13 protein-coding genes and 1 pseudogene are annotated in these 18,704 nt (G+C 65.9%); 8 read left to right on the top strand and 6 right to left on the bottom strand.

Going from position 1 to position 18,704, the window contains the following annotated elements; all coding sequences use genetic code 11:
• Both RIN43_RS01605 and RIN43_RS01600 read right to left on the bottom strand, forming a co-directional pair.
• Positions 1 to 334: chaplin family protein (locus RIN43_RS01605; protein ID WP_309127120.1), on the bottom strand; the 334-nt coding region annotated here is incomplete at its 3' end.
• 85 nt (positions 335 to 419) lie between these two features.
• Positions 420 to 1,415 carry a hypothetical protein gene (locus RIN43_RS01600; RefSeq protein WP_309127119.1) on the bottom strand — a complete coding sequence of 332 codons (996 nt, stop codon included), beginning with the start codon at positions 1,413 to 1,415 and terminating at the stop codon, positions 420 to 422.
• Positions 1,416 to 1,830: 415 nt separating this feature from the next.
• On the opposite strand from RIN43_RS01600, the pseudogene RIN43_RS01595 reads away from it, so the two are divergent.
• The 3 genes and pseudogenes from RIN43_RS01595 to RIN43_RS01585 form a co-directional block, all read left to right on the top strand.
• Positions 1,831 to 2,091 (top strand): annotated as a pseudogene (locus RIN43_RS01595) (sigma factor); the annotation flags it as partial.
• Between the two features lie 75 nt (positions 2,092 to 2,166).
• Positions 2,167 to 3,150 carry a DUF6596 domain-containing protein gene (locus RIN43_RS01590; RefSeq protein WP_309127118.1) on the top strand — a complete coding sequence of 328 codons (984 nt, stop codon included), beginning with the start codon at positions 2,167 to 2,169 and terminating at the stop codon, positions 3,148 to 3,150.
• Positions 3,147 to 3,497, top strand: coding sequence for a YciI family protein (locus tag RIN43_RS01585; protein WP_309127117.1), 351 nt, complete (start codon positions 3,147 to 3,149; stop codon positions 3,495 to 3,497). The genes RIN43_RS01590 and RIN43_RS01585 overlap by 4 nt, the downstream gene beginning before the upstream one ends.
• Positions 3,498 to 3,929: 432 nt before the next feature.
• Here the strand turns inward: RIN43_RS01585 and RIN43_RS01580 are convergent, their stop codons facing one another.
• On the bottom strand, positions 3,930 to 4,592 hold the full coding sequence (locus tag RIN43_RS01580) for a hypothetical protein (protein WP_309127116.1): 663 nt from the start codon (positions 4,590 to 4,592) through the stop codon (positions 3,930 to 3,932).
• A gap of 962 nt (positions 4,593 to 5,554) precedes the next feature.
• On the opposite strand from RIN43_RS01580, the gene dnaB reads away from it, so the two are divergent.
• Positions 5,555 to 6,931: a replicative DNA helicase gene (dnaB, locus tag RIN43_RS01575; RefSeq protein ID WP_309127115.1), complete on the top strand. Its 1,377-nt coding sequence runs from the start codon at positions 5,555 to 5,557 to the stop codon at positions 6,929 to 6,931.
• A gap of 134 nt (positions 6,932 to 7,065) precedes the next feature.
• On the opposite strand, the gene RIN43_RS01570 is transcribed toward dnaB, so the two are convergent.
• Positions 7,066 to 7,404 carry a hypothetical protein gene (locus tag RIN43_RS01570; RefSeq protein ID WP_309127114.1) on the bottom strand — a complete coding sequence of 113 codons (339 nt, stop codon included), beginning with the start codon at positions 7,402 to 7,404 and terminating at the stop codon, positions 7,066 to 7,068.
• 347 nt (positions 7,405 to 7,751) lie between these two features.
• Between RIN43_RS01570 and RIN43_RS01565 the strand changes: the two genes are divergently transcribed.
• The 4 genes from RIN43_RS01565 to RIN43_RS01550 are packed head-to-tail and all read left to right on the top strand — an operon-like array spanning position 7,752 to position 13,869.
• On the top strand, positions 7,752 to 8,519 hold the full coding sequence (locus RIN43_RS01565) for a TnsA-like heteromeric transposase endonuclease subunit (protein WP_309127113.1): 768 nt from the start codon (positions 7,752 to 7,754) through the stop codon (positions 8,517 to 8,519).
• A 1-nt stretch (position 8,520) separates the two neighbouring features.
• A complete protein-coding gene (locus RIN43_RS01560) occupies positions 8,521 to 10,674 on the top strand; it encodes a DDE-type integrase/transposase/recombinase (RefSeq protein ID WP_309127112.1) in 2,154 nt (717 codons plus the stop codon).
• Complete coding sequence (locus RIN43_RS01555; RefSeq protein ID WP_309127111.1) at positions 10,671 to 11,840, top strand: TniB family NTP-binding protein; 1,170 nt, start codon at positions 10,671 to 10,673, stop codon at positions 11,838 to 11,840. Before RIN43_RS01560 ends, RIN43_RS01555 begins: the two co-directional genes overlap by 4 nt.
• 1 nt (position 11,841) lies before the next feature.
• Positions 11,842 to 13,869, top strand: coding sequence for a TniQ family protein (locus RIN43_RS01550; RefSeq protein WP_309127110.1), 2,028 nt, complete (start codon positions 11,842 to 11,844; stop codon positions 13,867 to 13,869).
• A 396-nt stretch (positions 13,870 to 14,265) separates the two neighbouring features.
• On the opposite strand, the gene RIN43_RS01545 is transcribed toward RIN43_RS01550, so the two are convergent.
• The gene (locus tag RIN43_RS01545) at positions 14,266 to 17,616 is read right to left on the bottom strand and encodes a DEAD/DEAH box helicase family protein (RefSeq protein ID WP_309127109.1); all 3,351 of its coding nucleotides are present in this window, start codon (positions 17,614 to 17,616) and stop codon (positions 14,266 to 14,268) included.
• A gap of 12 nt (positions 17,617 to 17,628) precedes the next feature.
• Positions 17,629 to 18,702, bottom strand: a complete 1,074-nt coding sequence (locus RIN43_RS01540) for a hypothetical protein (protein WP_309127108.1) — start codon at positions 18,700 to 18,702, stop codon at positions 17,629 to 17,631.
• Positions 18,703 to 18,704 lie beyond the last annotated feature (2 nt).

Here is an 18,704-nt window from a genome sequence, read left to right as displayed (position 1 = left end):
TGCCTGAGACGTTGACCGGTGCGGTGACCGGCGCCACGACCTGGCTGCCCGAGGCGGTGCCATCGCTCCCGTCGGTGTGGGCGTCGGACTCCGTAGCCGGTGCCGAGCCCGTCACGGCCGCCGTGGACGTGTCACTGGCGTCGCTGTCCCCGACGATCGCGATGGCGTTGTCGTTGATGCTGATCGGCGACGTGATGTGGACCACTGCCTGACTGCCTCCGAGGAGACTGTCGTCTCCGCCGGTCTCGGCCGCGTTCGCGGCTGTCGCGCCGAGCAGTGAGATGCCGCCGGCGATGAGCGCGCCCCAGAGGACGTGCTTCACGGTTGTTCGCATGATTCAACTCCTGATCTGAATGAGGTGGAGGTCGCACGGCCGTGCGACCAGGCTTGTGCCGATCCGGAGATCGGCGCAGCCCTCATCAGTCAGGAGAGACGTCGGTGCTGCTCGCCGGAGACGGCGGCAGCGAGGGATCCGTGGACGGCTCCCGGGTGACCCCGGGATCGTCACGGGCTCCGTCAGCTTCGTGCGCACTCGCCGGCGAGCCGGCCGACGCGCCGGCAGGGCTCGCGACAGCACTGGGGGCAGCGGGCGGGTCGTGCGTACCCGGGGGCGCGACCGTCATGCCGGGTGGAGTCGTGCTCGGGCGCGGTGACGAAGACGCCGCAACGGAATCCTCGCGTCCGGGAGAAGCGGCGTGGCGATGACCGGTGACGACCTCAGTCGCGGAGCGGACCACGGCCCCATCCGACACCGTGGCGGAAGTCGCCACAGCATCCGGAAGCGCTCCTCGCGCGATCGGCATCGGGGCCGGGGCGACCCCGCCGTCGACGACATCCGGGACTGTCACGGTCAGCACGGGATCGGTCGCATCGAGGATGTCGTCAACCGTGCCTGCAGTACGGTCGACGAGATCGAGCACGCCGAGCTCGTCGAGCGCGCCCCCGACGACGGGCACCGCGGCGATCGCATCGGTCACCGGCTGCAGCACCCGCGTGACAGGGTCGTTCGTCACCACCGCGACGACCGGCTGAACCGTCGAGGTCGCAATATCGCGCGTCTCCGAGACGGCATTCTTCGTCGGAGACCCCACGACGGGAGTGGCCATGACCGCATCCACTGCCTTCTCGGCGCCCTTCACTACAGGAGCAGCCACAGGCGCGAGCACCTCGCCGACCGCCCCGGCTGTGACCTCGGCGACGGGCTGCGCCGCGGCATCCACGACGTCGCTGACAGTAGCGGTGACAACCTTCACCGGTCCGCTGATGACCGATGTGAGACCGGACGGTTCGTCGTCTTCGGCGGCGTGCGCGGTGTCCGCACCGAGCAGCGAGCTGAGGGCCGCCCATCCGAGGACGATCAGGGCACCCCACAGCAGCGCCCCCGGCGCCTGCAGTCGAAAGGTTCCCGTCTTCACGCTCCGCCCTTCGGAGGTCGGGCCGACCGGCCCGGTGTTGGCGCCACGATACGCCTTCCCCCGGCGAAGGTCTATGGCCTCTGCGAACGGACTCCTCAACCGGCGTGGAGGTCCCTTGTCGAATCAGCGCGCCCCCGTTCGTGGATCATGTGTGCGGCAAGCGGGCAGCCCGTCCGCACGCCGCGAGATGGAGGGGGGACTTCGTGCGGATGCATCACGACCCTATGATGGCGATCCTCCTGTTCCGCACGAACGTGAGCGCCCATGAGAACATCGCCGGAACGGCGATGGCGAGCGACGATCGGGAATGCGCGCCAGTTCTGGGAGCGATGTCGAAGTCGGCGGATCTCGTTCGTAGCATTCGTAGCGGCAGCAGGAATGAAGCCGCACAAGAAGAGAGAGCGAGGGCTCAGGGATTAACGCCGAAGAAGCGATCGCCGCCGCACCGCACAGCGGGGCGGCGCGGGAAGCGCTGGAGCGAACGCACCGCGAGGAGTGGGCTCGGATCGTTGCGGGGCTGGCTCGCCGCTGCGGCGATCTGGACCTGGCCGAAGAGATGACCGCGGAGGCGTTCGCGTCGGCAGTCGCACACTGGCCCGTAGACGGTGTCCCGCCCAATCCTGGCGGTTGGGTCACAACCACTGCGAATCGGAAGGCGATCGACAGACTGCGTCGTGACGCGCGCCGGGACGCAAAGCACCTGGAGGCGCTGGAGCTCTTCGACGCCAGCCGGAGCGAACCGGTCGGGGTCGTGGACGACGACCGGCTGCGACTGCTCTTCATCTGCTGCCATCCAACGCTGTCGATGGAGGCCCGCGTCGCACTGACGCTTCGCATCGTCGGCGGCCTCACCGTCGGCGAGATCGCTCATGCCTTCCTCGTGCAGGAGAGCACGATCGCTCAGCGCATCACGCGAGCCAAGGCGAAGATCAGGGCGGCCCGGATTCCGTACTCCCTGCCCACGCCGGCCGACCTGCCCGAGCGCATCGAAGGTGTGCTCGCCGTGCTCTACCTCGTGTTCAATGAGGGATACCTCGCGTCAGGGTCCGACGCGGCACCACTGCGCCGAGAGCTGACAGCGGAGGCGATCCGCCTGACCCGTCTAGTGAGGGATCTGCTCCCGGCCGATCCGGAGGCGAAGGGCCTCTTGGCGCTGATGCTGCTCACGGAGGCGCGTGCCGCCGCGCGGCTCAGTGCCGACGGGAGCGAACTCCTGCGGCTGGACGAACAGGACCGAGGATCGTGGGATCGGGCACTGATCGCGGAGGGTCTCGCACTTCTGCAGCTCGATCCGAGCTCGGTCGGCGGCCCGCGGCCCGGCCGGTTCGCGCTGCTGGCGGCGATCAACGCCGTCCATGTAACGGCGCCGCATGCCAGGGACACGCGGTGGGGCCGGATCGTCTCGCTCTACGAGGCACTCGAGACTATCGACCCCAGCCCTTTCGTCACCTTGAACAAGGCCATCGCGATCGGTGAGCGCGATTCGCCGTCGGCGGCATTGGACATCGTGGAACGTCTCCGAGGCGCCCTCGGTGGATTCCACGCCTTTCACGTCGCGCGCGCAGAGTTGCTGCGCGCGGCCGGAAGATCGCAGGCGGCGAGCGATGCTTACGGGGTCGCCATCGAACTGGCCGGCAACACCGCCGAGAGGGCGCACCTCATCCGGCGCCGAGATCAGCTGGCCCCCCTTTTAACGGAAACCCCTGAGATCGAGATGAATGGAGAGAGCTCATGAGCAATCGGTACCTGGTCATCCACATGACCGAGTCCACAGGCGAGCCGCTGTCGCGTGACGAAGATCAGCGTCTGCTCGGGGAATGGTTCGAGGAAGGCCAAGCCGCGGGGCGGTTGCACGATGGTGCACCCGTCGCGAGCCCGGAATCCGCCAAATCCGTCGCCGTCCGCGATGGAAAGGCGCTCGTCACCGACGGACCGTTTCCCGAGTTCAAGGAGTGGTTCGCCGGGTACGACATCATCACGGCGGACTCGATCGACGAGGCCGCGGCGTACATGTCGAAGCATCCGACGGCGGTGAACGGCCGGGTCTACATCCTGCCGGTCGTCAAGCTCCCGTGGGACTGATCATCCGCGTATCTGACGCTGTCGTGCGCATACCATGCGACGAATCGAGACGTCGATCACCGAAACAGGGGGCAGGTGCCTCGCGAGGGGAGCGAGGCACCTGCCGGAGCGGTCGGCAGAGGGGCGCCGAGAACCGCTCGAGGGCGGCGCCGTGGAGGAGGGGGCTCCACGGCGCCGCTGGATGCCGCGTCGCGCGGGACGCTGGGAGTCGTCACGGGGCGCAGGTGCGGCATCCGATCCGCCGGCGGCGTCGGCCTTCCCCCGAAGGCTCCGCGGCGCCGGCGGAAGTCGTCATGCCGTGCGGAAGCGGCGGTGGCCGTGAAGGCCGTGCGGCGTGTGTGCGCGCATCAGAAGTGCTCCTGACTGAGTGAGCGGTCGTGGACGTCGCGCGTCAGCGCGATTGCGCCGGCGCAGTGTCGGCGGCGGCCGCGATCAGTCGGGGGAGCTGTCGGTCGAGCCCGCAGGCCCGGCGGGGAGTGCGTCGTCGGTCGCGTGCGCAGAGCACACGATAACGGCGCGAAGGTCAGGATCTTCCGCAGCCGGCAGATGGGCGGCACCGGGCGTCACGCCGGAAGCCGAGGCGGATGCCGAAGTCGGCGCAGCCGGTGGCGAGATCGTGCGGCGCGGCTCGTCGGTAGCGGGCCCCTCGCGCTCCGGCTGCGCCGCGGTCACGGCGCTTGCCGGCCTTGGCGGGGCGACGGCCGCCCGGGCGGTCGAAAGGCTCGCACCCGACACCGCCTCGACACGAGGGGCAGGTCGTGACGCATCCTCGAACCCGTGGCGGGGATGTTCGGCGCGGTGCTGTCCGCCGCGCGAACGCAGGCCGTCCACGCCGTGTCCCAGGTCGGCGCGACCACGTGGTCCGGCCGCGGCGGCCGCCTCGGGCAGCTCCTTGATCTTCGACGTGAGGCGATCTAGCTGGTTGACAGCGCGTACGGGCCCTGTCGCCTGATCGGTCACCGCCCTCGCGGAGGATGACGTCTGTTCGAAGACGGCGCTCACCGACGCGCGGAGCGCGACGCCCTGAGCACCTGTGGTGGCCGTGTTCGGCGCTGCTGCCGGTTCGACGTGCGGCGTCACGGTGCGGGTGTTCATCGCAGCCCGACGAACTGCAGCCTCTGGGGTAACGGGCGTCGCACGTACCTCGGGCTTCGCCATCGAGAGCGCCGCCTGAACGGTGGGCTGCTCGGTCCGCGGCGATGACTCGGTGGCACGCGGGGAACTGCCGGCGTCGACTTGCGAGGAAGTCACAACGGGGACGGGCTTCGCCTTCTCGCGCGCGGGTGCGGGCTCGCGCGCTGCGGAGGGAGCGGGACGTGCCTCGTTCGGCCCGACCTGCCCGGCGTCACGCGCTCGCTGCGCGGCTCCTGCGGCCTGAGAATGCGCTTGCGAAGACAGGGAGGAGACGGTGGTTGCGGGAGGACCACCGCGGTCGCGGTCGTCGTCGGCGTGTGCGGCAGAGCCGCCGAAGAGAACGCTCAGTATCGCCCAGACGAGCACACCGAAGCCACACCAGATCAGTGCCGCACTGCTGCGGCGACCTGTGGCTGCGAAGCGCACGATCGTTCCTCCCTCGTCGTCGTCACCCGGTGCCGCCGGATGACATGCGACCGTTGGACAGTACCCCGGGACGGGGATGCGTGTCCAGACCGCTGAGGAACTCCACAAAGGCGCAACGCCCGGGCAGCGGGGCGGCTTGACTTTCCCCAAGTTCTACACATTCGATCCGGCAGCTCTCAACCTTCAATCTCGTCTTGAAGTAGGTTTCTATCCACATGTGTGTGGACGGAAGAAAACCTGTTCAACAGATAAAACCGGACTTCAAATCCGAGCTCTCCACCGACTTGTCCACAGGCGTTCTGCACAGACACTCCGGAGTTCTCCGCACACTCTCCACAGAGTTATCCACAGGGGGTCTTGCATGGGGATAACCCTGCTCATAGCGTGGGCGAGACCGGATGTCCGAGGCCCATGATTCGCTGTGCGCACGGGCGGAGCCCGATCCGGTCGCACAGGCAGACTGCCCGTCATCGGGCGGTCGCGGGGGAGGAGCACGGTTGTCGATCGCAGAGGTCTCAGAAGAGCGTCTGGGCGGCTCCAGGCCACCTGAGCGGACCCCTCCGCATGACCTGCTCGCCGAACAGAGCGCGCTCGGCGGCATGCTGCTTTCGAAGGATGCCGTCGCCGATGTGATCGAGACGCTCAAGGGCGCCGACTTCTATGTGCCCAAGCACGAGCTGATCTTCGAGGCGATCCTGTCGCTGTACTCGCACGGCGAGCCGACCGACGTCGTCGCCGTCACCGATGAGCTCATCAAGACGGGCGAGCTGGGCCGTGCGGGCGGTGCCGACTACCTGCACACACTGACTTCGATCGTCCCCACGGCGGCGAATGCCGGCTACTACGCCGGGATCGTGTCGGAGCGCGCGATTCTGCGTCGCCTGGTCGACGCGGGGACGCGTATCGTGCAGCTCGGCTATGCGGGAGAGGGCGATGCCACGGACATCGTCAACAACGCACAGGCCGAGATTTACTCGGTGACCGGATCCGAGACGGCAGAGGATTACGTGCCGCTGACCGTGGCAGTGGATGCCGCGGTCGAGGAGATCGAGGCGGCGAACGGCCGCGACGGCACCATGACCGGCATACCGACCGGCTTCCGTGAACTCGACGAACTCACCAACGGCCTGCACGGCGGGCAGATGATCGTCGTCGCCGCTCGACCGGCCATGGGAAAGTCGACGCTGGCGCTGGACTTCGCACGTGCGGCATCCATCGGGCACAATGAGCCCTCGATCTTCTTCTCGCTCGAGATGGGCAAGAGCGAGATCGCGATGCGCCTGCTCAGCGCAGAGGGCGCGATCCCGCTGCAGAACATGCGCAAGGGCACGCTCGACCCTCGCGACTGGACGACGGTGGCCTCCACGCGCGGACGTATCAACGACGCCCCGCTGTACATCGACGACAGCCCCAACATGACCCTCGTCGAGATCCGCGCGAAGTGCCGCCGGTTGAAGCAGCGCGCCGGCCTGAGGATGGTCATCATCGACTACCTGCAGCTGATGACGAGCGGCAAGCGCGTCGAGTCGCGTCAGCAGGAGGTCTCGGAGTTCTCGCGTGCGCTGAAGCTGCTCGCCAAGGAGCTGCAGGTGCCCGTGATCGCGCTCTCGCAGCTGAACCGTGGCCCCGAGCAGCGTCAGGACAAGAAGCCCGCCATCAGCGACCTGCGTGAATCCGGCTCGATCGAGCAGGATGCCGACATGGTGATCCTGCTGCATCGCGACTCGGTCTACGACAAGGACGTGCGCCCGGGTGAGGCCGACCTGATCGTCGCCAAACACCGTAACGGCCCGACCGCCACGATCACCGTCGCGTTCCAGGGCCACTACTCACGCTTCATGGACATGGCGCCAGGCGGGGACTTCAACTTGTAGGTTCCGCGTGAAGTTGGCGGTTTCCACGAGCAGATGACGGACATGTGGCGGTTCCGCCACATTTCGGGGACGCGCGAGATTCTTGGCACGGTGAGCCAAGAATCTCCGGTCGGGCTCTCGCCTGCTGTGTGGTGCTACGAGGCTGGGCGCTCTTCGGCTGCGTCGCGCTCTTCCGCGTAGCGGCTGGCAGCTTCCCACACGTGATTTTCGACCACCCGGTACAGAAGGGTGCGCTCTCCATGGACCTTCTCGACGAACTCGATGAAGTGAGCGCGTCGCAGCTTCTGGATCAGGGGGTGCACGATGCCGGGTGAGAGCTGAGTCGCGTCACTGATCTGCTTCGACGAGAAGGTGCGACCGCCTAGCGAAGCGATCTCGACCATGACGCCGAACATGTGACTGTTCCCGAAGACCAGGCGTGATACCTCGGGCGCGGCGGGGCCGGCTGGTGCCATAGGTTCCACGATCGTCACTCCTTGAGTGTCGCACACCACCACTCGCCGGGAACCGGTCGATGGCACCGGATTCGGTAACCCTCGTGATGAACGGCTCGGTGGGTCTGTTTTCTGCTCATACATCAGGATATAGTGAGAATCGTCGGACAGATTCGGTATTCGCGTATCAAGGGTCAGGCAATGAATCAATAGCGTTACCGTTACTCGTGATTGCCGAATCTATGTCGGGTCGGCACCTTTCGTGTGCACCTGATGCGCCGCGACCATTGCCCAATGCGGAGCGACTCGCGAGGGAGCAGCGGTGAAACAGGCAGCGTCGGCCGAGGTACAGCCGAGCGGCAGCCGCGGCATGGAAGATCGCCGCGATGAGCGTGCGGCCTGCGACGATTCAGATCCGCAAGTCTGCCGATCACGTCGAGTCCATTCCGATAACGGACGCTCGGCTGCGGCTGTTCGAATCAGCGGTCCCATGGCGGGAGTTCCGCTGGTACAAGGGGCAGCGTCATTTCTCAGGCAATTACTGGTCCGCCACGATGGACGCTCCGGTCGGCTACGAGTCGAGGCTGGAATACGCCAATCTGCTGCTGCTCGACTTCGATCCGCGAGTGCGAAGGCTGCTGTCGCAACCCTTCCTGATCGAAGGCGATGATCGCGGCACCACTCGTCGGCACATCCCTGACTTCCTGATCGCTCACGCCGACGAGTCCGTCTGCGTGGTCGATGTGAAACCGGCGGAGAAGCTGTCGCTGCCCAAGGTGCGGGACTCGCTGAGGTGGTCGCGGCGGGTGATCGAGGCGCACGGCTGGGAGTACCGGGTGTTGTCCGAGCCTGATCCGATCCTGTTCGCGAACGTCCAGTTCCTCGCTGGCTACCGGCGCGCGTTCCAGTTCATCGACAAGGAAGTCGCTGCCGCGATCGAATCGCTCCGAACACCCCAGACCTTCGGCGAAGCGGTCGAGTTCGTTCAGCCGATCACCGGCGACCGCCGGCGGGCTCGGGCGCTCGTTCTTCACCTGATCTGGACTCGTCTCCTCGGCACGGATCTCACCCTCCCGCTGGGACGAACGAGTCTGCTCGAGCCGGGGCGAGTGAGTCCAGGACGAGCACAGCCACCACGACGAACAGGAGATTGAAATGAGCAATACGTGGATCCTGCAAGCAGGCGCCGATCTGGTCTATGACGGCGAGGCCGCTACAGTCATCGAGGTCGCAGACGGCGCCGTGATCATCCGCACCCGGGCAGGTCGAGTTCGACGCCTCCGGCTCGTCGAGCTCCTGCGGCCTCGCGCCGAAGGGGGCCTCGCACACATTCCCGGCCGCACTCGAGCCGAAGAAGAAGCTGCACCGCTCGGCGTGATCTGGGCCGACGCGACCAAGGCGGCCCAAGCGCGGGCGCAGGAGCGCGCGGATCACGTCCGCGAAGTCCTCACCGGGTACACGGCTGGGGGCGCGGACGTCGCACGAGAGGGCGAGCCACGGGAGTTGTTCCACCCCGACAACTGTCTGGAGCAACGGATCGCAGCGAAGGCCGCGGAGCTGGGCAAGGGACACCGCACGATCGAGCGATGGATCGCGAGATATCGGGAAGCCGGCGAGGCCGGGCTGGTGGACAATCGCAGCGCCCAGCCGGGCCAGGCGCTCATGAACTTCGACGAACGATGGGTGGACGCCGCGCGCGATGTCATCGATGAGCAGACTCCGGAGTCGAAGGTTGCGAAGACCATCATCATCGCCCGTATCAATGCCCGCGTCGCGCGACTCTTTGGCGCCGACGTGGTCGCTTCGCCATCCCGCAGCGCGGCCTACAAGATCCTCGATGAGCTGACTCGAGGCAGGGCGACATTCTCTGGCAGCACGAAGCGGAAGCGCTCGAACGCGAATCGGCCCACTGGCCCGTACGGGCGGCTGCATGCGACGAGGCCAGGACAGTACGTGTACATGGACACGACTCCGCTCAACGTCTTCGCCATCGCGCCGGTAACCGGGAAGTGGGTGTGCGCAGATCTCACCGTCGCGATGGACGTCTACTCGCGCTGCATCGTCGGGTTGCGTCTCACCCCAGGTTCGACGAAGTCCGTCGACGTGGCCGGGGTGCTGATGGAAGCGTGCCAACCGTTCGAGGCCCCGCCTGACTGGGAAAGGCGGGCACGCTGGCCGTACCACGGCGTACCGGACACGGTCGTGGCCGACCCCGCCCGGATCGGCATGCCTCGATTTGTTCGCGCGGGCATTCTGCCGGAGACGATCGTCGTCGATCACGGCGCGCCGTACCTGTCGGAGCACGTCACCAGTGCGTGTGCGCGAATCGGTATCTCGATCCAGCCCGCTCGCGTCTACCAGCCGACCGATAAGGGCCCGCAGGAGCGATTCTTCAGGACGCTCGACACCTTCTTGCAGGAGCTGCCCGGCTACAAGGGCGCCGATATCTCCGGCCGTGGCGATGACCCCGAGGGCGACGCGGTGTACACGGTGGCCCAGCTCGAGCAGATCATCCGCGAGTGGGTGGCGACCGTCTATCACCTCCGTCCGCACGACTCCCTCCAAGACCCGAAGCTGCCAGGCGTGAAGCTCAGCCCGGCCGAACGGTACGACCAGGGCCTCGCCGTCGCCGGGACGCTGCGGATGCCGACCGAACGCAGTGTTCTGCTCGAACTGCTGCCGGTCGTCAAGCGCCGGTTCAACCACTACGGGGTGGAGATCCACGGGCTTCGCTACACGGGCGAGGCAGTCGTCAAGTACCGCAACCGCGCGCGGTCGATCCACACCGAGAAAGGCAGGACGTGGCCGTTCGTGATCAACCCGGACGACCTGACGCAGATCTACTTTCGCGATCCCGAAGACAACACCTGGCACACGCTCGATTGGGAGCACAAGGGCGCCCTCGACACTCCGTTCAGTCTCGATGCGCTCACGTACGCCAAGAAGATCGCGGTCAAGCAGGGCCGCCCGTCGCAAGTCGATCAGGTCGCCGCACAGTTGCTCGAGGACTGGGGAGCCGGGCGCGCACTCACGCCGGCGGAGCGACGGATGAGCGCTCGCATGGCCGCGCTTCTGAACGACCGCGAGCCGGATCCCGACGGCATCTGGTCGCTGCGATCGATCCAGCGAATGCTCGATGCCGAGCTCGCACCGACCGACACGTTCACCGAGGAGCTGACTGGTCCGATCCGTGACCCGAAGGCGCATGGCGACGTACCTCAGAAGGGCGACGACGATGATGAGGACGACATCGACGAGCCCACCCTCGGAGCCGACTACAACTTCGAGCCGATGGAGATGATCCAATGACTTCGACAGCCAGCGCCCTCGCTGCGCAGCCCGTCCCGCGGCAGCGGAGCCTGTCCACCTATGAAGGGTGGAAGGACTTCGCCGAGCGGCCCGCCCGACGACGCCCCGAGCTTCTCACTCGCGCACAACTCGATGCGCTCGACACTGCCACGCGAGCGCGCTACGACGCCGAACGGCGAGCCTGGCACGCGAACATCCTGCTGCGTACGCGAAGCCTGGAGAGCGTGCACACCCAGCTGAACGACATCATCGACAGCAATCTGCAGGACTCCGACCGGATCAAGTCCGCCGCGGCGATCGATGCGCCGCCCGCGCTTGGAAAGTCAACGGTCGTGAACACGTTCGGACGGGACTTCCACCGACAGCGGATCGCCGAGGTCGGCGAGTACCTCGACTCGGATCACGACATTATTCACCTCCCGGTCTGTCACATCACGGTGCCGGGAAAGCTCACGATCAAGGGGCTGCACATAATGATCCTCGGCTTCTACGCACACCCGTCAACCGCCGGCACGCTGCACCGCTCAGTAGCAGGACGCGATCTCGCCAGGGCCGCGGCCGACTGCATTGAGCGCCATGACACGCGCCTGGTGATCATCGACGACCTGCACTTTCTCAACATGCGAACTCGGGACGGCGTCGAAGTCGCCAACCAGCTGAAATGGCTATCCAACGAGTACGCCGCGACACTCCTCTTCGCCGGTGTCGCGCTTCGCGAACGCGGCCTCGTCGGCGAGGGCGCGGAAGGTGAGGCGGCAGCAATGGCCCAGACCTTCCGGCGGTGGACGGTCCTCGGCCTCGAGTCTTACAGTATGAGGACGGTGCATGCACGCAAAGAATGGGACCGGCTCCTCTGGCACATCGAGCAGGCACTGGTGCTCGCCGGCGCGCACGATGGGATGCTCGTCGAGATTTCGCGCTACCTCTTCGCACGCACAACCGGCAACATCGGCTCACTCATGGATCTGATCCGCAGAGGGGCATCTCGCGCGATCCGAACCGGGCAGGAGAACCTCGATCGGACGCTGCTCGACGAGATCCGCATCGACGAGGGTGCAGAGACTGAAAGAGCTGAGCTGCATGCGCGCCTCGAGAAGCAGGAGCGGTCCAAACGTGCTCGTCGCGGCTCGTCCGACAGACCGAGCGAACGCCAGCCGGCGGCGTGACATGATCACAGCAACGACGGCATCCGTTCGCCCCCTTCCGTTTCGCGTGCGGCCGCTCCCCGACGAGCCGTTCGACTCGTGGCTGGAAGTGATGGCCGCCCACTATCGTGCGACGGTCGGCGAGACTGCCTATGCGCTCGGCCTCATCGAGCGGAGAGATGGCCGTCCCGCGTCAGCCGATGAAACCACGGTCTCCGGGTGGACAACGCAGCTCTCTGATGAGCAGGCGAAGGGACTGGCTCTGTCTACGGGGATCGCCGAAGCACAGTTTCACGAGATGACTCGCATGTGGTTCGCCCGGCACATGATCCGTTTCACCCGCACGGGTCGTATCAGCAATCAGTGCGCCGCGGGGGTCAGCGGAGGTCGGTACTGCGCGGACTGCCTCCTCGACTCCGGCGGGCGCTGGCGGATGTCGTGGCAATTCACGCTTGGGTTCGCATGTCTCCGTCACCGTCGACTACTCGCGGATTTCTGCCCGGCCTGTGGTGCCCCGCCTCGTCGGCGCGGCCACCTTCTGGGGCAGATCCCGGAGCCCGGCAGATGCCACAACTCCGTCCAAGGTGGTGGCCGATTCTCACGTCACCCGTGTCATGCCGACCTCACCATCGGTGTCGAGACGGAACCTGCTCCCGAAGGCGTGCTGACGGCTCAGCGCCTGATGATGCGCACTATGTCCACCGGTGAAGCCCACACCGGTATCTACACGGGAGCACCGCAACCCGCGGTGCGGGTCTTCGAGGACATCCGCCTACTGTCTCGAGTTGCGCTACGAGCCATTACGGCCGGCGACACCGACGTCATCGCGACACCGGGCCGCGACCTCGTTGAGCACCTTCGTGGGCACGAGGCCGGGGCCGTCGGCGCAGCAATCGGTAGTGCCGCTGCGGTAGGGGCGATTGCTGACCCATATCAGGTCGTCCGACTGATCCGTGGGCGTCTCGCCCCCAACGCAGTGAGCACACTTTGCACGCCGCAGCTTCAGGCTCTTATCGCAGCATCATTCGGCCGCACGCGGCGTCCCACAGCCTTCCTCCAATCGGCACCCATGTCGGAGCGAAACCCTGCGGACCGCGCGCGGAAGGTGCCCGCGCGGATATGGGTCGCCTGGATGCGACTGTATGGTCCCACGCCGATGCCCGGGACGCGTTCGGTCGGTCGGGAGATCATCGCCGTCGCGATGTCAGCAGCCGTAGTGTTCGCTGGAACGCGCCTCACACACTCGGCTGCTCTTGCCCTAATCGACCCGTCCGCCCCCGTACGCCAGGTCACCTATGTCATGCGCATGCTCGCTGGAACCGACCAGGACAGCACGACCGCTCTCGCCCTGCTTCGACTGACCGCTTGGCTCGATGACCACGACGTGCCAATCGATTACGCGCGACGACGAGCTCTCGACTGTCGAGATCTGCTCGTGGAGGAGGAGTGGGATCAGATCTGCCACGAGCTGAATCTCACTCCGGGCGGTGGAGGTCGTTGGCGCCGCGCGCGAGCACTCCTCTACCGCGAGCTCACGGGCAACGCGGCTCGCTCCGCTGACCCGAAGCTCACCGCCGTAGAGCTTGACCGCTTCGGTGACAACCTACCCGCGAGCGCACGGGACGCACTCAATCGGGTAGGACTGAGGTTCCTCGCCGGCCGAGGGATCAACGAGCCTCTGACCTGGGCGCCCCCGCTCGAGGTTTCGCCGGAAATCGCGCCCGAAGACTCGACCGGAGGAGGATGGCCGGCGGCGCGCCCGGCGTTTGCTGCGGTAGAAGAGAAGCTGCCCCTCGATGAGATCGTCGTCGGGTACGTCTCTGGCGCTACGACATACGAACTCGCGGAAATGGCGGGAGTCTCCAGGCAGACAATCTCACGGATCCTTGCCGACGCGTCGACGCCTACTCGTCGTGGTCGTCCCGTAACAGTGGACATCGATGTTGCGCGGGTCAGGCATCTGTACGAAGTCGAGCGCAAGACGATGGCACAGATCGCGGACATCATGGGATGCAGCCCAAACACGATCTGCCGCCGTCTTCGCGATTGACGTGTCCAGACTCAGCGTTGACGGGGCGGATGGACCTCGCGGATCCGAGACAACGACGTCGTGATGCCTGTCTCACGGGTTCTCGTCGTGTTCGACGTGGACGGCACGATCATCCCGCTCCCGCCTCGAGACGGGTCCGGTGAACCGATGTGGGCCACCCTGTCGCGGAGACGGTGATCGCCGCACTCCACGAGCTCACGACGTCGTCGGAGGCCCTCGTCGGCTGGGTCACGACTTAGAGCCCAGGTATGGTGCGATCGCTGATCAACAATCGGCTGAATGGACGGCCCGGCGACAGGTTCGTCGAGCTGCGTGCTTCGTGGAGGACCCTTCTTGACAACGTGTGAATGCAGCCGGATCGATGGCCTTCGTTCGGCGCAGGACCGAAGTATCTGCTTAGGCGACGTCAGCTGCGACAGCCGTCTCGCGGATGCCCCGCAGGGTCTGCACGAGCGCCTCGACGTCGGCTTCAGGGAAGATTACGTCGGGCCCGGTCGGGGCATGGTCGGTGTAGGGAGGCTCGAAGAGGCGCCCTGGATCCATTACGCCGTTGAGGGTGAGTTCGTCGACGATGAGGTTCACGAAGCGAATCTGATCGACCGTGAACTTGGTCTCGTCGAGGTAGCTTTCGAACGCCTCTGCGGCGGCGGACCGATCGAGCCCTACGAGGCCGCGGACGAAGATCCCGAGGCCCCCGACACGGTCGTTCGCCCACACGATGTCGACAGGGCCGGCGCCAGCCTCCACGAGCATGTCTTCTAGTTCGATGAGATCGCCCGGAGTGAGCTGCCTGTTTCGCCTGAGTCGTTGAAGCGCCAAGTTGTCGAGGTGCTGGCGGAGGTATGCCTCCGCCTTCGACCGGAAGCGTTCGAAGTCGGTGCCCGGTGTGACGCGCGGGAGGTCGATCTCGGCGCCATCGCCCAGAAGGTCTTCGAAGTCTGTGTATACGGGATTGCGACGGGTCTTCTCGATGAACCGCACCAGGCTGCGGATCCGCAGCCTGGCGAGCTCGAGCATTGGCAGCGTTACGTCGATCCACCACTCGTCGCCGGCGATGGACTCCAGCAGGACGGCCTGCTCCGCGACCGACGGGATGGCCGTCTTACTGAGGAGGGCTGTCGCGATCTGCTGCACGGTCTCGCGGATCCGTTCGGCGAGGACCGCGTCGCCATCGAGTTGTGCCAGTTGGCGGCGGAGAATCAGCAGATCGAACCTCTTCGCGTCCTCATCATCGTCGCGCACCGACGATGGCAATCCAGCGACGCGCAACAACCGCTCTGCCTTCGAGGGTGTGAATCGGTGCCAGGCATCCACCTCAGCGAACTCCTCGACGGCGGCACGATGGGGACGGACGACGAAGTTGTCGAGATTCATTCCCGCAACGATCGTTTGCAGGGCGGATGCGGTCGACGAACGCAGCTCGGGCTCGTTGTCGCCGAGCGCGGTCACAAGGCCGAGGCGAGCTTCGAACAGGCGCTGCGACAGAGACTTCTGGGTCTGTCCCTGCGAGCCCGGGAGGTCTTGGCTGAAGTACTCGAGGTTGCCGCAGAAGTCGAAGACGAAGAAGTCCTTCTTGTCTTCACCCGGCCCGAACAGGTCGTGGCACAGGCGCGTTCCACGGCCGATCATCTGCCAGAATTTCGATTTCGAGCGCACCATCTTGAAGAACACGAGGTTCACGACCTCGGGCACGTCGATGCCGGTGTCGAGCATGTCGACGCTGATCGCGATGTGCGGTGCCTTGTCGGCGATCGAGAAGTCGTCGATGAGGGACTGCGCGTAGGGCGTGCCGTGGGTGACGACGCGGGCGAAGTGACCTGCGTACTCGGGGTACGCGATGTTGAAGCGCTGCTCGATGAACTCGGCGTGCTTCTGATTCTTGGCGAAGATGATCGTCTTGCCGATCCGGTCGTCGCCGGCCACCTTGTACCCACGCAACATCAGGGTCTCGAGGACCTTGTCGACGGTGTCTTCGTTGAACAGGAACCGGTTGATCTCCTCGGCGCCGACTTCATCCGGCGGGCCGTCATCGCCCCACTCGAGCGAGTCCCACTGTTCCTTCTCGTCCTCGCTGAGATCGTCGTAGCGGATGCCGGAGCGCAGGAACCCACCTTCGAAGCTCACCCCGCGCGGAGGCACAAGGTACCCCTCGGTGACGGCCTCGTCGAGGGAGTAGTTGTCAGTGGGGACGCCGTCTTCGAGGTGGAACAGCCGGTAGGTGTTGTGATCGACCTCGTCTTTCGGGGTCGCGGTGAGGCCGACGAGCGTTGCGTCGAAGTAGTCGAAGATCGCGCCGTACTTGGCGTAGATGGAGCGGTGCGCCTCGTCGATAACGATGAGATCGAAGTAGCCGGGGCCGAACCGGCGTAGGTCGTCGTCGACCTCATTGATGAGATTCATCATCGTGGGGTAGGTCGACACGTAGACACGCCCATCGATGGCCTTCTCGGTCACGAGGTTGACAGTGGTCGATCCCGGCAGGTGCGTCTTGAATGCGTTCGCAGCCTGTTTCACGAGCGCGGTCCGGTCGGCGAGGAAGAGCACCCGCTTCACCCAGTTCGCCTTCTGCAGCAGGTCGACGAGCGCGATCGTCGTCCGCGTCTTACCCGACCCCGTCGCCATCACCAGCAGCGCCTCACGTTGCTTGTGGTCGAACGCGTCGCCGACCGCCTTGATCGCACGCACCTGGTAAGGGCGCCCCGCGATATCGGTGTTCACAGGCTGGGTGGACAGCGGCTGCTTCGTGTGCCGGCGCTGGACGAGCAACTCCAGCTCGTCGCGCGTGTAGAAGCCCTGGACTTCCCGCGGCGGGTAGCCTCCGGCGTCATCCCAGATGCGGTGGACGTAGCCATTGGTGTAGAAGATCACCGGACGGCGTCCGAACTCGCGCTCCAGGCAGTCGGCGTACAGCTTCGCTTGCTGCTGACCGACCTCCGGCGACTTCGCCGTGCGCTTCGCTTCAACCACTGCGAGCGGCAGGCCATCGGCACCCCAGAGGGCGTAGTCGACGAACCCGCGGCCTTCCGCGGTGGGCATGCCGTGGACTTCGTACTCACGGTCACGGGGCTGGTCGAGCGGCCACCCGGCCTCGTGCAGCAGCACGTCGATGAACAGATCGCGCGCAGCGGCCTCGTCATAGTCACGCGTGTCGGGAGCGACCGCCGCCTGGGCGACCGCGATCTGCGCCTTCAGCTTGGTGATCTCGGCCTCGTGCGCGGCGAGCCGGTCATCCCGCTCTGCGAGCACACGCGCGTGCACCTCGTCCTGCTCACGGAACTTCTCTGCGAGACGCGCGACCTCTTCGCGAGACAGAGGCGCCGCACTCGCGGCCACCGCGGGATCGAACTGACCCTGCAGCGGCACCACATTGGGTCGCGGGGAGTGGTGGTACGACACCCAGACGACGACGTGGAACAGCTCGCGGAGAACCGCGAGCGAGACGTCTTGACCGATCTGACGGTTGTCATGGACGGCCGTGTTCGCGATGCGCCGGATCGCGGTCAGCTTCTGCGTGATCGTCGGCGGCACGCGTGTCTTGAACGCAGCGTCGCTGATCTTCGCGGCCAGATCGTCGCGGTACGGCTCGCGCAGCGAGAGCACGTCGTAGAGGTACCCCACGAGGAGTTCGACGACTCGGCGACTGTAGAAACAGGCCGATCGCGGGTCGGAAGACAGGTACGACTCCGCACGAGCGCAATCGCCGTGCAGCGGCGGCAGCGCCACGCGTACGAAGTCGAAGTTCCCCATCTCGCTACATCACTACTCGTCGTCGTGGATGCCGAAGCGCTCGGCGAGGCGATCCAAGGTGAACTCCTGCCGGAGCTTGCACGCGCTGTGCTGGCTCGCGAACATCCCCTTGACCCAGTAGGCGTCCTTCTCGGCCACGGTCGCGAGCCACTTGACCGGTACGACCCATTCTGCGTTCTCGTCGATCTCATCGCCCTGGTGTGGGTACGCGCCGGTGAGCGGCTGCGAAGCGAGGGGGACGAAGTCGCCGCCCGCCTTCACGCTCGCGTCTTCGAAGCGCTGGGCTGGCGCGAGAACGGTGCCGACGCCGACGTAGCCGGTGCCCGGGACGTTCACCCAGATGCGCGCGCCGACCGGCAGCGACCTGATCGTCTGCGAGTAGAACTTGCCCCCGCCAGCCGAAACGAACCCGAAGCGTCGCGCATCTTCCCAGGGCCGATCGCCCCCGAACGAGACATACCAGTCGACCCCGTTCCACGGAGCGCGCTTCGATGTCGATTTTGTCGTCTTCGCCGCGGGTACATCGACGGACGCCGCGAGCCACGACCGCGCCAGGTACCGCCGGTCGTCGTCCTCGATGTAGGTGAAGAAGACCGCGTTGATCGGCACGCCGAAGGTGCGCAAGTAGGTGACGATGCGTTCGGAACTGCCATCGAGCGCCGAGGCAACGACGGTGAGTTGCAGCTCGGCGTTTAGTTCATCGGGAGGCGCGGATCCGAAGACCTCCTCGAACGCTGTCTCGAACGGCTCGCTGAGGTACTTCTCCGCGATGTCGATCACATCGTCTCGCGAGAGCGTCGACACCCACGAACCGTAGTCCAGCACCTGCGCTACGACTTCGCGCGGTGTCTTGTCGCGCTTGAGCTCCAACACGTGGAGATTGCCGTCGCCATCCACCGCGAGCAGATCCAGACGCTTTCCGTACGGCGTCGGCACCTCGCTTCCGATCACCAGCAGCGGGATGCCAAGAAGCGACGGGTCCTTCTTCAAGAACTGATGCAGTTCGCTCTCGGTGGGCAGGGCGGCAGGCAATAGCGGCGTGGGGGTCTCGCCGTCGATGCGCCACATCCTCATCTCGACGGGCACGG

The sequence above is a fragment of the Microbacterium sp. genome (genome assembly GCF_031178445.1).
In the GTDB taxonomy this organism is placed as follows: domain Bacteria; phylum Actinomycetota; class Actinomycetes; order Actinomycetales; family Microbacteriaceae; genus Microbacterium.
Note: the sequence above shows the minus strand (reverse complement) of the source record. Positions and strands in the feature narration are given on the sequence as shown.

What these genes read in the sequence shown, in the direction of transcription:
- RIN43_RS01585 (WP_309127117.1), top strand. Translation starts at nt 3,147, where the DNA reads ATGAGCAATCGGTACCTGGTCATCCACATGACCGAGTCCACAGGCGAG.
- RIN43_RS01580 (WP_309127116.1), bottom strand. Translation starts at nt 4,592, where the DNA reads ATGAACACCCGCACCGTGACGCCGCACGTCGAACCGGCAGCAGCGCCG.
- RIN43_RS01565 (WP_309127113.1), top strand. Translation starts at nt 7,752, where the DNA reads ATGAGCGTGCGGCCTGCGACGATTCAGATCCGCAAGTCTGCCGATCAC.
- RIN43_RS01560 (WP_309127112.1), top strand. Translation starts at nt 8,521, where the DNA reads ATGAGCAATACGTGGATCCTGCAAGCAGGCGCCGATCTGGTCTATGAC.
- RIN43_RS01555 (WP_309127111.1), top strand. Translation starts at nt 10,671, where the DNA reads ATGACTTCGACAGCCAGCGCCCTCGCTGCGCAGCCCGTCCCGCGGCAG.
- RIN43_RS01550 (WP_309127110.1), top strand. Translation starts at nt 11,842, where the DNA reads ATGATCACAGCAACGACGGCATCCGTTCGCCCCCTTCCGTTTCGCGTG.
- RIN43_RS01545 (WP_309127109.1), bottom strand. Translation starts at nt 17,616, where the DNA reads ATGGGGAACTTCGACTTCGTACGCGTGGCGCTGCCGCCGCTGCACGGC.